This is a genomic window from Hymenobacter miniatus (assembly GCF_016427455.1).
GTDB classification, from domain to species: Bacteria; Bacteroidota; Bacteroidia; order Cytophagales; family Hymenobacteraceae; genus Hymenobacter; species Hymenobacter armeniacus.
The window spans coordinates 47,110-63,962 of record NZ_JAELXR010000003.1; the positions used below are offsets into that span (position 1 = coordinate 47,110).

Annotated in this window: 3 protein-coding genes; 2 read left to right on the forward strand and 1 reads right to left on the reverse strand. The window is 62.4% G+C overall.

What is annotated here, in order from left to right; translation table 11 throughout:
- Positions 1–13: 13 nt before the first annotated feature.
- A complete protein-coding gene (locus JAO73_RS05490) occupies positions 14–5,233 on the reverse strand; it encodes a translocation/assembly module TamB domain-containing protein (protein ID WP_198976147.1) in 5,220 nt (1,739 codons plus the stop codon).
- A 364-nt stretch (positions 5,234–5,597) separates the two neighbouring features.
- Here JAO73_RS05490 and JAO73_RS05495 point away from each other — a divergent pair, with 364 nt between their 5' ends.
- Positions 5,598–8,423 carry a 4-alpha-glucanotransferase gene (locus tag JAO73_RS05495; RefSeq protein WP_198976148.1) on the forward strand — a complete coding sequence of 942 codons (2,826 nt, stop codon included), beginning with the start codon at positions 5,598–5,600 and terminating at the stop codon, positions 8,421–8,423.
- 914 nt (positions 8,424–9,337) lie between these two features.
- Positions 9,338–16,852: a T9SS type A sorting domain-containing protein gene (locus JAO73_RS05500; protein ID WP_198976149.1), complete on the forward strand. Its 7,515-nt coding sequence runs from the start codon at positions 9,338–9,340 to the stop codon at positions 16,850–16,852.
- Position 16,853 lies beyond the last annotated feature (1 nt).

Genomic DNA, 16,853 nt, shown 5'->3' on the forward strand with positions numbered 1-16,853 from the left:
CTCTGATTCGGTATTAGCGTCCGGTGGTGGACTTGTCACGCGTGGAGTCAACCCGCGCCGCGGGCTGGTTTTGCACGGAGTCTTTTTCGGCTTTTTTCTCGGCTTTCACCTCTTTGCGCTCCGCCTTGCGCTCGGCTTTCACGTCCTTGGGTACCTTCGAAAACAGGTCTTTCAGGTCGCGGTAGTCGCGCTGGAACACCAGCGCCGCGCCCGTCCGGATAATCTGGCCGTCGATGTCCTCGTAGCCGTTCTGGCGGAACACGCGCACCCGCAGGCGGCCGTCGGCCAGCACCCGGTATTCCAGGCTCACGTCGCCGGCCAGGTTGCTGGCGCTGTTCTGGCCCTGGGTGGCCTGCGTGCCCGAGCCGCCGCTCAGGTTGATGTCGGTGCCCACGCGCACGGTCAGGCGGTTGTTGAGCAGCTGGCGGCGCACGGCCACGTTCAGGTCGGTGCGGCTGCGGGCCTCGCCGGTGCTGTAGTCGGCCTGGTTGGTCACGCCCAGGTCCAGGCCCAGGCCGGAGAGGTATTTGTCGGTCAGGTTGGTGAGCTGGTCGGTAAGCACAGCGCTGGCGCTGCCGCGCAGCTGCGTGGCCACCAGGCCCTCGCCGCTGCTGGTCTGGAAGGGGTTTTGGGCCACAAACCGGCCCAGAATCAGCAGCGAAAACACCTGCTTGCTGAGCTCCGACGTCTGGCTGGGTTGGCGCAGCTGGGCCAGCTTGGTGTCTACTTGTCCGCCCAGCGCACCACGCTGGTTTTCGGGCAGCGTGATGTCGAAGCCGATGGTGGGCTTGCTCAGTTGGTCCGTCACCTTCAGCAGCACGTTGAAGGGGAGGCGGTTGCGGGCCACGGTGTTGGCCGTTTGGTCGTCGATGCCCTGGCCGGCCAGCAGCTCGGCCGGTGCGGCCTGCACTTTGTAGATGGCCGTGAGGTCGAGGGTGGCGTTGTAAGGGTCGCCGTCCCAGGTGATGGACGAGCCGCGGGCCAGGATGAAATCGCGCTGCGCCAGGTCGTAGAGCGACATGTGGTACTGGCCGCGGGCCACGTCTAGGCGGCCGCTCAGGCTGATGGTGCCATCGGGCGCAATGTTGGTGTTCAGCGTGCCGGCGGCCCGCACTTTCAGGTTGTCGCCGCTGGCCGGGTCGATGACGATGGTAAACGGCGTGCGGTTGGTAATGGTCACCACCGCCGTGATATCGTAGCCCGTGGCGTTCACCTTGGTGGTGTCGAGGGCCACTTTGCGGGCCAGCATGGTGTCGAGCGGGGCGCTCTTGTCGATGAATTCCACGATGCCCGTGCGTTCCTGGGTGGTGGGCGTGGCCGCCGGCGACTCCACCGTCAGGTTCGAGCCTTCGACCACCGTCACCCGCGTGTCAATCTTGATGAGCTCCACCGGACCGGTCAGGCGCGTTTCCGAATCGAGCACCAGCCGGCCGTAGAACAACTCGTTGTTTTCGCGGGTACTGCGCACGGCCAGGAAATTGTTGGTCGTGGCGTTCATGTCGAAGGAATAATTGATGAAGTCCTTCGTGAGCAGATAGCCGTTCACCACGGCCTTATTCGAGGCCGAATCCAGTACCGTGAAGTTGTTGAACGCAATGCCCCGGTCGTCAAACGTGAGCGCCTGGTTGGGCAGCCGGAACGGCGAACCCAGCTGCGGCACAATGAACCCGGCATCGGCCGAGGTATTGAGCGTGCCGCGCACCACCGGCGCCGCGGGCGCGCCCGTCACCGTCAGCCGCCCGCTGATGTATCCGTTGGCGTTGCGCACCTGGCCCACCGAGAAGGGCTCCACCAGTTTCAGGTTGAGCCGGTTGGCGTCCACGTTCAGGTTGAGCGGGGCGGGGCTGTTGGCCAGGTAGGTGCCGCGCACCTGCACGTCGTTGCCGGCGCCGCCCACCGTGCCGGCGGCCCCGCCGGTCAGGCGGGCGTCCACGTCGTAGCGGCCGGCGCTAGGGTTGGTGGCGTTGAAAGCGATGTCGCCGATGAGGGCTTTCTGAAACACCAGGTTTTTGACGGTGGCATCGGCCGTGAAAGCTTGGTTGGGCTTGCCCAGGTTGTCGATGCGGGCCGTGCCGTTGAGCTGCCCGGCCACCAGCGAGTCCTGCTGCTGCACAATCTTGGCCAGCTCGGCCAGCTCAAAATTGGTAAACGTGACGCCCAGCGGCGAGGTGGGCACCTGCGGGTTCTGGCTTTGCAGGGCCAGCGTGCTGCGGCCGTTCGTCAGGTTGAGGCCGTTGGCCACCACCGCGCCGGTGGGGTAGTAGCGCACGTAGTTGTTGGCGCCGGCGGTCCAGGTGTCGTAGTTGAGAATCTGCTCCGGCGCGGCCTCAAACTGGTAGGCCACTTCGCCGCGGGGCTGGGCCAGGGCCTGCACGGTGCCGGCCAGCGCCAGCCTTTCGCGGTTGGCCGAGTCGCCCAGGATGGCCGCACGCGCAAATACCTTGTTGTTGGCCACGTTGCCAATCACGCTGGGGCGGCGCAGCTTCAGGGTGGTGTCTTGGGCGGCCTGGGCCAGGCGCAGGGCGTAGTCCAGCTTGCCGGGGTCCGAGTCCACGTTCAGCCGCAGCGAATCGAGCCGGTAGTTGTTGTACTGAATGAGCGGAATGCTGGTGGTGGCCGTGAGGCGGGCGGCTTGCCGCGAGTAGTCGCCGGCCAGCGTAAACGGCGAAATTTTCTTCAGGCCCGGCACCAGCTTGGTGGCCAGCTTGGGGTCTTTCAGCTTCAGCGAATACGTGAAATGGCGGTCGGCCGCGCTGGGCACGTACTGCACGCCGGGCACGTCGAAGTAGCGGTCGAGGTGCTGCTGCAGCTCCGTGGCCAGGTCGCCGAGGTGCACGTTGCCGTCGAGGTTCACGTTGGCAATGTCGGAGGTGATGACGGCCGTGGTGCGCGTGGCCGTCTGTACAATGCGGCCGTTGAGCGAATCGAGCGCGAAGGGCTGGTTGTCGCGCACTATCACAATCTTCTGCCCGCTGAAGGTGCCGTTCAGCGAGTTCAGGTCCGAGCCGCGCAGGTTGGCTTTCAGGTTGCCCTGCACCCGCAGGTCGCCGCCGGTGTAGAAGCCCAGCGCCGTGAGGTTGGCGCCGCGCAGGTTCAGGCTGGTCACTTCGTAGGTGGGGTTGCGGGCGTCGCGCAGGTTCACCACGGCCTGCAGGTCGAGGTTCAGGTTGGGGTCGCTCTTGCTGCTGGCGTTGATGACGTAGCGGTTGCGGTCCAAGTCGACCGTCGCCACCACGCCGCGGTAGGTGTAGCCGTTGTAGCGGGCGCTTTGCACGGTGCTTTGCACGCGGCCCACCAGCGTGCCGGGGTCTTTCAAATTGCCCGTGGCGTTGATGCGCCCCGAAGCCGTGACGCGCCCAAGCTGCGGGTTCTTCAGCAGCCGGCCAAAGTCGAACCCGCCCACCGCGAAGGTGCCCACCAGCGGCTGCCGCCCGTTGGCCTGCGGCGCGCCCACGTTGCCGCTAAAGGCCAGGTCGCCGTAGGTGCTGCGCAGCTTCAGGTTGGTGTCAAACGCCAGCGTGGTAGGCCGGCCGCGGAAGGTGCCGCTCAGCGCCAGCGAGGGCGGAATGCTGATGGTGTTCGGAATGCTGCCCTTGGGCGCGAGGCTGCGGATATCGGCCTCGGTGGTGTGGAAATCCTGAATGTCGAGGTCGGCGTACAGCCGCGCATCGGTGTTGGGCAGCCCCTGAATGCGGCCGCGGCGGGCTTTGAGCACCGTATTCCGCAGGCCCACAAATTCCAGGTTGCGCACCGTGAAATCGCCCACGCGCCCGGCAATCTGCCCGTTCAGCAGCACGCTCTGGTTGGGGCCGGTATTGAAGGGCGGCGTGCCCGCCAGGTCCGGCGCCAGGTACAAGATGTCGCGGAAGCCCAGCCGGACGTCGCGCAGGTCGCCTTCAATCTTCAGGTTCGGCAGGTTTTTGGTGTCGCCCAGCGCGGCCAGGCTTTCGTAGCCAATGGCCAGCGTGCGCCGAATGCGGGTGTGCGGCGTCACCAAATCGAGGCTGTCGAGGCGAATTTGCACCGAGTCATACACCACGTTGGCCCGCCATTTATCTACGCGGAAGCCGCTTTGCTCTTTGCCAGCCAGGTTCAGCACCCGGCCGGTGGTGCGGTTTTCGGAATAGCGCAGGTCGCGCGTGTTCAGCACCAAGTCCGTAAAGTGCAGGTGGTTGTAGTCCATGGCCGGCACCTTGGTGCGCTGCTTGGGCTGGTTGAAGTTGTCGAAGTTCACGGCCAGGCCGCTGATGTCGGACTGGTCGAGGGCCACGCGCCAGCCGGGGGCCGCGGCGGTTTGGCCGGTGGCGGCCTTGGCCTTATCGGTGGCTTCGTCCAGCTTGCGCACAGTCTCGGCGGGGTTCACCACCCGCTCTTCCACCGGCACTTGTTCGTTTTGCGCGTAGGCAAACGTGGTGTTTTTGAGGGTGAGCTTGCCCAGGCTCACGCGCTGCCGCTGCAAGTCGATGTCCTTGGCGGTGATGTCGGCCAGGCCAATGGTGGTGTTGATGTACTGCGCCGCCGGGGCGTTCTTGTAAGTGAACTGCACGCTGTCGAGCGTGGCCCGGTTCAGGCCCAGCTGCAGGGTGAGCGGCTCGGTGGGCCCGGGGTTTTCCACCTCCGGCGCCGTTTTGGTTTGCACAATGCTGATGGCCGCGCGCCGCAGGGCCGCGTTATCCACCTTATAGATGGAGTTGTCCACATCCACCTCGTCCATGTTGGCCGTGAACTCGCCAATCCGGGCCCTGATGTCGGAGCCGGTGATTTGGTCGTTTTGGGTGAAGTAGATGTTGGTGAGCCGGGCCTTGCCGATGTCGTACTTCAGGCCTGAGGCCGTGGTATCGACCGGCGCCGTGGGGTCGGTGAAGGCCGCGATGATGAAATCGTAGTTGTTCACCGAGTCGGGTTCGGTGCGCGTGAGGCGCACCCGGCCGTCGTTCAGCTCCACGTTCGACACATTCACTTGGCTGTGCAGCAGGGCCCAGATATCAAGGTCGACGCCGAGGTGGCCTACTGACAGCAGCGTATCGCGCTTCTGGTCCTCCACGTACACGCCATCAAGGTTGATGGCGTGGCGGAAGTCGGTGCGGAACTTGCCGATGCGCACTTCCGTGCCCAGCTTGCCACGCAGGTAGCTTTCGGCGCGTTTCGCCACAAAATCTTGTCCCGCAGGAAATTGCAAAACCACCACCACCGCGATAACGAGTAGCAGCACCAGAGCAATTAACCCCAGCAATCCGTAAAGGGCACGACGCAGAAAAGTGGACAAAGCAGGAAGGAATTAGCAGCAACACGTAGCAAGGCAGCCCTTCCAAACGCAAAACCATGAGCCGGGGTTGGAAACCGGTGCCGTACCGAATGGGGATGGAATGCCGTGGGATAAATCCGGGCGTCGGAATTACTCCATTTAAGAACCGCCCAAGCAGCCCGCGGGCACTAGAATTCAGCAACTGAGTACAATCGATTGCACAAATGCCGTCCGGATATTCCTATTCCGTCTTGCACAACGGGTTGCACAGGGCCATTCCTCCGTCGCGGTTCCTCCGTCTTCACTCCGCAAGGCGTTATCTTTCGCCCCCAAATCCCACCAAGCTTCCTGCATGACAATACGTTTTTCCCTTCCTTACCGCACCGTGTTCGGCCAGCGCTTGGCCGTGTGTGGCTCGCGGCCCGAGCTGGGCGGCTGGCAGTTGGCCAGTGCCGCGCCCCTGCACTACGACGAAGCCACAACCTGCTGGAGCCTCGACCTGGAAGTGCCCGATGCCGCTGGCAGCCTCTCCTATAAGTACGTCCTGCTCGACGCCAACACCGGCGCTCAGCACTGGGAGCACGGCCCCAACCGCGTTTTGGCCTACGACCCCGCCCGCGCCCAGCGACTGCGCCTGGCCGACTACTGGCGTGCCCCCGCCCAGCCCGAAAACGAGCTGCTGACCGCCGCCTTCACCAAGGCGCTGTTCCGCCGCCCCGGCGCCCCGGCGCCCGCCGAGGCCCCGGCTGCCAAACCCAAAAAGCCGGCCGCCAAAGGCGCCAAAGCCGCGAAGGCCCCCGACACTGCCGCGCCGGCTAGCCCCCCGCAGCCCACCAGCCTGCCACCCGCGGCCGGCGAAACCGTGTTTCAGCTGGTAGCGCCCCGCGTGGCGCCGCACCTTGGCCTGTGCATTCTCGGTTCCGACCCCGCCCTCGGGGCCTGGGACAACACCAAGGCCCTCGTGCTGACCGATGCTGCCTACCCCACCTGGAGCGGCCGCATCAAGCTGCAAAGCCCCGGCGAGGACTGCAACTACAAATACGCCATGTGGGACCCGGCCGCCGGCCACGCCCTCGGCATGGAAGGCGGCGACAACCGCGTGGTGCCCGCCAGCCAGGACCGCACCGCCGCGCGCGTCTTCAACGACGAGGGCTACCGCTACCCCGACGCCTGGCGCGGCGCTGGCGTGGCGCTGCCCGTGTTTGCCATGCGCTCTGAGCAGGGACTTGGGGTAGGGGAGTTTTCCGATTTGAAGCTGCTGACCGATTGGGCCGTGCAAACCGGCCTGCAGCTGATTCAGATTCTGCCCATCAACGACACCACGGCCACCCACACCTGGGTCGACTCATATCCCTACGCCGCCATTTCGGTTTTTGCCCTGCACCCGCAGTTCATCCACCTCGAAGGCATTGCCGCGCTCAAGGACAAGAAGGCCGCCAAGGAATTGGCCCAACTCAAGCAGGAGTTCAACGCGAAGGACTTCGTGGATTACGAGCCGGTGATGAACGCCAAGTGGAAGTTTTTGAAGCTGCTCTATAAGCAGGAGAAGCAGAACTTCCTGGCCGATGCCGGCTACCGCGCGTTCTACGCCAGCCAGGCCGAATGGCTGGTGCCCTACGCGGCCTTCTCGGCCCTGCGCGACCGGTTTGGCACCGCCGACTTTCAGCAGTGGCCCGAGGAGTTCCGCACCCCGCAGAACCTGGAAGCCCTCACCGCCGAAACGGCGGCCGACTACGACGAGTACGGCCTGTTTTTCTTCGTGCAGTACCATCTCGACAAGCAACTGCTGGCCGCGGTGGACTATGCCCGCGCCCACGGCGTGGTGCTGAAGGGCGACTTGCCCATCGGCATCTACCGCCATTCGGTGGATGCTTGGACCCAGCCCGAGCTTTACCACATGGACCGCCAGGCCGGCGCCCCGCCCGACGACTTTTCCACCACCGGCCAGAACTGGCGCTTCCCCACCTACAACTGGGAGCGCATGGCCGAGGACGACTACAAATGGTGGAAGCAGCGCATGGGCCACCTCGCTCGCTACTTCGACACCCTGCGCATCGACCACATCCTGGGCTTTTTCCGCATTTGGGAGATGCCCATCGAGTCGGTGGAGGGCCTGCTGGGGCACTTTTCGCCCGCGCTGCCGCTGCACCGCCACGAGATTGAGCGTCGCCTGGGCTGGTTCGACTACTCGCGGCTGTGCGAGCCCTACATCCGGTGGCACATGCTGCAGGATATTTTCCAAGGCGAGGCCCAGAACGTGTTCGACGAGTACATGTACGACGCCAGCTACGGCCGCATCCACCTGAAGGAAGGCGTCGACAACCAGCGCAAAATAGAGGCCTACATTGCCCAGAAAATAGCCGACTACCCCGAGCATACGGCGTACTTCCAATGGCTGCAAACCGGCCTGTTCAAGCTCGTGAACGAGGTGCTGTTTGTGCCGGCCGGCAACGACTTCTACCACCCGCGCATCACGCTCAACAAGAGCTATTCCTTCCGCGAACTCGACAGCGACGAGGACCGCCGCCGCCTCTACGACGACATTTACATCGACTTTTTCTTCCGGCGCCACGAGGAGTTCTGGCGCCAGCAGGGCCTCGTGAAGCTGCCGCCCGTGCGCTACGCCACCGACATGCTCATTTGCGGCGAAGACCTGGGCATGGTGCCTGCTTCGGTGCCCGGCGTGATGAAGGAACTCGGCATCCTGGGCCTCCATATCCAGCGCATGCCTTCCGACCCCGCCACCGAGTTCGGCCACCCCGACCACGCGCCCTACCTGAGCGTGGTCACGACCAGCAGCCACGACATGAGCACCGTGCGCGGCTGGTGGGAAGAAGACCGAGTGCGTACCCAGCGCTTTTTCGAAACCATGCTCGGCCACTGGCGCGAGGTGGCCCCTTTCTACTGCGAGCCCTGGGTGGCCCGCGAAATCCTGGTGCAGCACCTGCACTCGCCGGCCATGTGGGCCATCTTCCCGCTGCAGGATTTGCTGGCCATCGATGGGCATCTGCGCCGGGCCAACCCGCACGACGAGCAAATCAACGTGCCCAGCAATCCCACACACTTCTGGAAGTACCGTCTGCACTTGCCCCTAGAAGAACTGGTGGGGGCTGTCGGCTTCAATGAGCCTTTGCGGGGACTGGTTACCGCCAGCGGACGTTCGCAAGCCATCGCATAGCCAGCAACCGGTAGCATTACATCACGCCACAGGCCGGGGGCTCAGCATATTGGTGCTGAGCCCCCGGCCTGTGGCATTTTTTAACAAGACTATACTCCTGCATGAAGCGGATTGCCAGTCCATTTCGTGCCTGTTTTCGGAGCGTGAAAGTTGTGGGTACAAGTGCGGGTTGAGCTGAGTGATTTTCTAAACCATCGTTACAGGTGGTGTTTAAATTAATGATTTATCACTTATTAAAGTTAAAATTTAACATCAATTTGCGCTTTATTAGATTAGTTAAACTTTTGATTTAAAACGGTCATTAATATCAGTTGCATTTTTTTGCATGTTTATATAACATAAAAAAATATTGTGCCCAAGCTAAATCCCGTTTAATCAGATACTGCGTAGGTATTCGCCTTTATTATTTTTTTACTAAATCAAGAAATACGTAGTCAATTAGTGTAAAGCATTGGGTAATTTTGCCAATGGAATAATGCATTCTATTCAAGTGAAGGTTTTGCCTTGTGATTGTACTTTAATCATTATTATATGTGTAAGCTGCATAATGTGCCTCACGGTGTCGCCTGCTTCGCCTCGCAAAAGCACTTCATTCACCGGGCCAATTGGCTTATTAGTCGAATACCGCACAGCGCGCTTATAGGGCCCGGTAATTTTACGCTCGGATTAGCTGGGTCATACTCATTTTAGATGACTCAACGACTTGTGTTTCGTCAACTAACATTTTAAATTTTTTCACCCAAGTTCCTCATTACATGAGACAAACATTATCCATCTCTACATTCCTGCTGCTGGCATTGCTGGCTTTTGTGCCGATAGGCGCATGGGCTCAGACTACGCCTGGCGGGGCTTTTTCCTGCGATGGCACCTTCTTTCAGGTGCGACAGTCGGGTTCCGGTGCAACGGCCTTTTCCGTGTTGTACCGCGTGGACCGCACCACGGCCACCTATACCACGGTGCCCATCACCGGTGGCACGTATGGCACCACGGGCAAGCTAAGCGTTGGCAGCACCAACATCGTGGTGAACGCCTTGGCTTATAATTCGCAGGATGGCTACCTGTATGCACTAACGTTCCCGGCCGACAATGGCACTGCCGTTGTGGTTCCCCGCCTATATAAAATGGGATTGGGCGGAGTACAAGACTTGGGCGCCACCAACCTGCCGGTGGCACAGTTTGCCACGGGTACCTTCGACAAGACGGGCCACTACTACGTGTCTACCCGCAACAGCAGCGACGCGACTTACCGGGGCAACCTGTACCGTTTCGACCTGAACAGCGGCACCCCCGCTACTTCGGCCACTATACTGCCGCTGCGCAATGCAGCCGGTACGGGGGCCGCCAGCAATGCCGCTTCCGACTACTTCGACTTGGCCTACAATCCGTCGGACAACAAAATGTACGGCGTCTACGCCGATAACATTCTCTATCGCCTCGACCTCTACGACGCATCGGGCAATCCCACGCTGGGTAACACGTCGAACACCGTGCCCACCTCGGCCCGCGTTACCACCATCACCTCTCCGAACGCAACCACCAACCAAACCATTGGTACGGCCTTCTTCGACGTTGCCGGTAAGCTGTACGCCTACGCCAACGGCACGGCCGGGTCGGCCAACGGGGGGACTTTTTACATTGTGAACACGTCGACCGGTACGTACACGCAAATCAGCACCATTGATGGGGTGAGTAACTCCGATGGCGCGAGCTGCATCAACCCCAACCAGCGCATCGACGTGACGAAAGAGGTGACCAATGTGGTGGCCGTCAACGCTACTACGTTCAACGTCACTTACACCATTCGGGTGCGCAACACGGGCACCGTTACCGACAGCTATGTTCAGGTAAGCGACCTGCTGCGCGGCACCACCACCGCCACCCGCAACAACACCACTTTCCCGACCGCTACCTCCACGACCATCACCGCGGCTCCCACGGTGACCAACCTCGACGGCAGCTCGCTGGTGGCAAACGCTAGCTTCACCGGCCTAACGGGCGGTGCTTCGCTTTTGAGCGGCACCCAGCCCCTCACGGCGGGCCAGCGCGCCGTCATTACCTACACGGTGCAGGTTGTATTCCCGGCCGGCAACGTGCCGTCGACCGCGCAAAACAACACGGCCTATGCCACCAGCACCGACACCAGCCCGAACAATGGCTACACGCAAGCCAGCGCCGACGGTTCGCTGCTGAGCCCCAACGAACTGCAGGCCTATGATGCTTCGACCAACTCGGCTACCTTCCCGGCCCTGCGCGCCGACCTCTCGGACGTGGGCGATACGCCTGCGCCCACGCCGGTAACCTTTGCGCCCAGCATCTCGGGCACCGTGTTTGAAGACGTGAACTACGGCGGTGGCCTTGGCCGCTCGCAAGGCACCAGCAGCGGCGTAGGCCGCAGCGGCGCCCGCGTCGAGCTCTACAACGTGACGGGCGGGGTCGCCACTTACAGCACCGCCACCACGACTGCTGCCGACGGCAGCTATTCCTTCATCGGCCTGACCGCCGGCAACAGCTACGTGGTGCGCGTGGTGAACAACACCGTGACCAGCAGCCGCACCGGCTACACGACGGCGGCGATTCCGGTGCAGACGTACCGCACGCAGGTAACCGCCGCGGGCGGAACCATCCCCGATGGAAACCGCGTGGGCGGTGAAGACCCTTCGCGCTACGATGCCGCGCAGGGCGGTGCTGGCACCACGTTGGCATTCCTGGCGTCCGTAACCGGCATCATTGCCGAATCGCAGGCACCGATAGTCTTGGGCACGGCCGCAGCCGGTGCTCCGGCCGTGAACGTGGATTTTGGCTACAACTTTGATACTGTGGTGAACACCAACGACGTTGCCACGGTATCGGGTAACAACGCCCAGGGTTCTTTGCGTCAGTTCATTACCAACAGCAACCTGTTGGGCGGCGAAAGCACACTGGCGCAGGTGTACACCGCCACAAATGGCGCCACCACGGCCCTGACCACGGGCTTGGAGACGAGCATTTTCATGGTACCAAATGGCTCGGCCGTAGCTGGCCAAGTGGCTGGCTTGACCTCGACCTTCACCGGTGGTGCAGCTCCCATCAGTTTACTATCGGCACTGCCGACGGTTTCGGGTTCGCTCACTGCCATCGACGGCAGCACGCAAACCCGCTCGACTGGCAACTCCAACGCTGCCGTGACTACGGCCGGCTCGGAATCGACAGGTCCCGAAGTAATCCTGAACTTGAATGGCCAAACCGGCTTGGCTTTCTCCGGTGCCAACGAGCAGCTCCGCAGCTTGGGCATCACCGGCTCGGCAGCAGCTAGCAGCGGCGTGCTGGTAAATACCACTGCCACGAGCCTAGACATTGTCAACAACACAATTTACAGCAACGGTGTCAACGTGACTTTGCTGGGTAACGCAACCGGCACGGCCATCACCAGCAACGTCATCCGCAACTCGACTCGTGCTAGCGGTGGAGGCATTGTGGCCCAGAATGCCACCAGCAGCAACGTCTTCTCGCAAAATATTTTTGGCGGCAACAACGGCTTGGCCATCGACCTCACAAATGGTACTACCACGAACGGCGACGGCGTGACCCTGAACGACAACGGCGACGCCGACACCGGCGCCAACGGCCTGCTCAACTTCCCGGTGATTACATCGGCTACCATTTCGGGCACCAACCTGATTGTGGCCGGCTATGCCCGCGGCACCTCGGTCATTGAGTTGTACCGGGCAGCCGTCGACCCCACTGGCTTCGGCGAAGGCCAGGCCTACTTAACCACCGTGACGGAAGGAAGCGGGGCGGACATCGAAAGCAGCTCAGCCCAGAGCTACTCAGGCCTGATTAATGGCCTCAACCAAGGCTCGGACAATTCGGCGAACGGGTTTAGATTCACAATTCCGCTGGCCTCTCTGTCCGGCGTGTCCCTCGGTACGGTGCTCACCGGCACCGCAACGCTGAACAACGCTACCTCAGAATTCTCGGGCAACGTGACGGTGAATCTGGCCCCCGTGGCCAATGACGTAACCAACAACCCCTTGCCCACCAATAGCTTGGCCACGGTGCTCAACCCCAACCTTTCGGCCACGGCCGACGGTGCCGGCAACTCCATTGTGTTGTACCGGGTGTTTGCACCTACCACGGGCGGCACGCTCGTCTTCAACGGCACGACTGTAACGGCCGCCGGCCTGAATGTTAACGCCAATCAATTGAACCTGCTCACGTTCCAACCCACGCCAGGATTTACGGGCAACGCGGTTTTCAACTACTCGGCCTTCGATAACAACTTTGTACTTTCGAACACTGCCACTTACACCGTGCCAGTAACGGCTGTGGCCAATGTGGCCACCACAATTACGGGTGCCAACCCCAACGCGGGCGGCGCCTTGACCCTGACGGCTACTTTCCGCAACCTCGGCCCGAACGACGCCCTCGGGGTGACGCGTTCCGTGCAGTTGCCGGCGGGTCTTACTTCGAACGGGGGCACGGTGACGGTTGCAGGTGGCACATATAATAACCTCACGGGCCTGATAACCTTCGCGACAGTGTCTCCACTAGCTCTAGGTTCTACGGCTCAGGACGTTTCCATTACCGTGACGAACCTGCCGGCAACCTATTCTTCCATCACGGCCGTATCGCGAATTGCCACCACCAGTGACGAAAACGGCGCGACAGCCGATAACGTGGCGCGGGTTAGCCTGACGGTGACGCCGCAGTCGGACCTGACCACGCGCCTCGCTGGCCCCGCCAGCACGGTGACCAACGGCTTGGCTACGTACGTCGCCACCATGACCAACAACGGCGTGTCGCCCGCCGACGCTGTCGTGCAAACAGTGCAACTGGCCACGGGCCTGAGTGGTGTGTTTGCCACCAACGGCGGTACCTACAACGCCAGCAACGGCGTGGTGACTTTCCCGGCGGTGCCCCTAACGGTGGGCCAAGTGGTGACCAATTCAGTTTCCTTTACGACACTGGCTGGCAGTTTTTCGCCCTCAGCCACGGTTACTCTAGTTTCGGGCACTGACACTAATCCAGGTAACAACACGGCCTACCTCAACGGAGCCGGTAGCCTAACGCCCGTCACCTCTTCGGCTGCCACCGGCTCGAGTGTGAATGTATACACCACTGTGACGGGCCCGGCGCAAGTAGCTACTGGTGGTCCGCTTACATACGTTGTGACACAAGGTAATCGCGGTCCTGCTACCGCCAGCAACGTGCAATCGCAGGTGATGCTACCCCTGGGGCAAACGACGCAGACAATGACTGTGGACGGCACGTTCGGCACACTGAACAGCGGCATCATCACTTTCCCCAGCGGCGCGACGTATTCACAACTTACGGGCGTACTAACGCTCCCGGTTATTACTTCGCAAGGCAGTGCCGCAAATGTCTCTTACAGCATTGTGCTCGAAGGTCCCAAATCCGGTGCTTCGCTTGCAGTGAGTGCCAGCGTGACGACGACCTCACCCGACCTCGTGCCGGCCGATAACGTGGCGACCACAGAAACGGAAATCCTTCCGGTGACGGACGTGGCCATCAGCATCTTCAACACCCGCGTCAATGGCGGTGGGCCGGCCACGAACAACGAAACGGCTGGCCAAATCGTGACGTACGGCGTGCAAACGGTTAACAACACGACCATCACAGCGCAGAGCGTGCAGCAGTCTGTGAACCTGTCGGTGGGCTTCGACCCCGCCACGTTGCAGGTGAACGGTGCTACGGGCACGGTGGGCGCCACCACCGTAACGTTTGCTTCGGGCGCGGTGTACACCATCGCCACCGGCACGCTGGTGCTGCCTGCCATCGCCAATCTGGTGGGCAACGGCACGGCGTTCACGACGGTGAGCTACGAAGTAAGCGGCAACGGCCCCCTGCGGGCCTCTGCTCAAGTTTCGACCACCACCACGGAGTCGAATTTGACCAACAACGCCTCGCAGTTCAACCCCGCCAACGGCAATACCGTGACGCTGGCAGTGGATGCCACCGTGCAGATTGCGGGCCCCGCGCAAGCGGTGGTGGGCAACCCGGTGCTCTACACCGTGACGACCTCTAACAACGGCCCGTCCACTTCGGGTACTACGGCCACCAGCCTCGTGCTGCCGGCCAACTTGGCTCCGGCTACCTTGTTGCTGAACAACGCCACGGGCACCTCAAACGGCACCACGGTGACGTTTGCCAACGGCAGCGTATACACGCTCAGCACCGGCGCCCTCACGGCTCCAACCGCCAGCCCCACGCTTGCGCGCCCCGACGCGCCCGGTACCAGCTTCACGGTGCAGTTCCTTGCCCCCGACGTGACCTTGCTGCGCGTGACGGCGGCCGTTACTTCTTCGGTCACCGACGTCAACTCGGCTAATAACGCGGCCCAAATCATCACGCCGCTCAGCACCTCGGCCCTGACCGGCCTGGACCTGGCCACCACCCTGACGGGCCCCACGACCCCGGTAGCCGGCTCCACCGGCCGCTTCACCGTGACGACGACCAATGGCACCGTGCAAGCAGCCACCAACGTGGTGCAAACCGTGTCGCTGCCTTCGGGCCTGCGCAACAACGGCGGCACCGTGACGGTGAGCGGCGGCGGCATCTACGACAACGCCACCGGCGTGGTGACCTTCCCGGCCACGGCCAGCCTGGCCACCAGCGGCAGCATCGTCAACACCATTGACGTCACGCTGCCGGGTACTTCGTTCACCGCCACGGCCACGGCCACGCTCGACAACCCCGATACGAACCCGGCCAACAACACGGTCGCCGTGCCGGTAACTCCGGCTTCCCGCGCCGATGTAACGACGGCCATCAGCGGGCCGGCTGCGGCCATGGCCGGTGCCACGGTGTCTTACGCCATTGTGACGACCAACAACGGCCCGTCGGCGGCCGGCAACACCACCCAAACCCTGAACCTGCCCGCCGGCGTGACGGCGTACAGCATCAACGGCGCTTCGCCTGTCGGCGGCAGTGGCACGGTGACCATTCGCGCGGCTGGCACCCTGGTAGCGGGCGCTTCGGAAACGGTGATTGTCTCCTTCGCAGCTCCCACGGCCAACTTTGTGGTGCGCACCGACGTGACTACCACCACCACCGAAACCACTCCCAACGCCACCAACACCGCTTCGGTGTCGACCAGCGTGCTGAACCAGCGCCCGGTGGCCTACGACGTGGTGAACACTTCCATGACGCCCGAAGGCAACACGGCCGACCGCCAGTCCATCTCGCCCTTCGTCGTGACCGACGCCGAAAGCACCGTTAACTCGTTCCAGTTGGTGACCATCCCGAACGCCACCACGCAGGGTACCCTGTACTACACCAACGGCGGCACCCCCACGGCCATCACCACGGCCAACTTCAGCAGCCTGAATCTGTCGCTGACGCAGATGCAGAGCCTGTCGTTTGACCCGGTGAGCAGCTACGTGGGCACGGTGGCCTTCACCTACACCGGCACCGACCCCCAGGGTGGGGTGTCCAACGTCGCCACCTACACGCTGGCCGTGGGCCAGGACAACAACTCGGTATACACCCGCACGGCCACCAAAGGCGGCAACGCCAACAAGTACGCGGCGGGCGATGTGCTGGCTTTCGGCATCGACATCAACGGCGCCCAGTACAACACGGCCGGGTTGATTTACGACCCCACGACCGGTGCGGCACCCGCCACGGGCACCGGCACGGTAAGCAACGGCATCATGTCGGCATCCATCAGCGCGGCCGACGTTACGCTGCTGGCCACCTACGGCATTGTGTTCAACACCACGACCGGCCAGTTCATCGTGTCCGACCCCACCAAGCTGCCGCGCTTGGGCATCACCCTCCCGGCTATCACCGTGACGACGATTGACACCAAAGGCGGCACCAACACCAACGCCGTGACGATAATCACGGGAGCGGTGCCCCTGCCCGTCGAGCTGAAAGAGTTTGCCGTGACGGCCGTGAAAAACATCGACGCCGCCCTGACTTGGACCACGGCTTCGGAGAAGAACAACGACCACTTCGACGTGGAGCGTAGTTTCAACGGTTCCGACTTCGTGAAAATCGCGCAGGTGAAAGGCCAAGGCACGACTTCGGCCGGCACCAGCTACGCCCTGACCGATGCCGGCGCTGGTGCCAAAGCTTCGGGCCAGGTGTACTACCGCCTGCTGCAGGTGGACGCCGACGGCACGAGCACCTACTCGCCGGTGCGCACGGTGACCTTCACCAAGAGCACCGTTGAACTGGGCATCTCCCTCTCGCCGAACCCCGCTTCGGGCCGCACGCAACTCGACCTGACCTCGCTGCCCACCGGCACCTACCAGGTGAGCGTGCTCGACGCCACGGGCCGCACGGTGCTGAGCAAAGTGCTGCCAGCTGGTCTGGCGCACGCCCTCGACCTGAACACCATCGCCAGCGGCACCTACGTGGTGCTGGTGCGTGGCCAGAACGGCGGCCAGGTGGTGAACCTGACCAAGCGCCTCATCAAAGAATAAC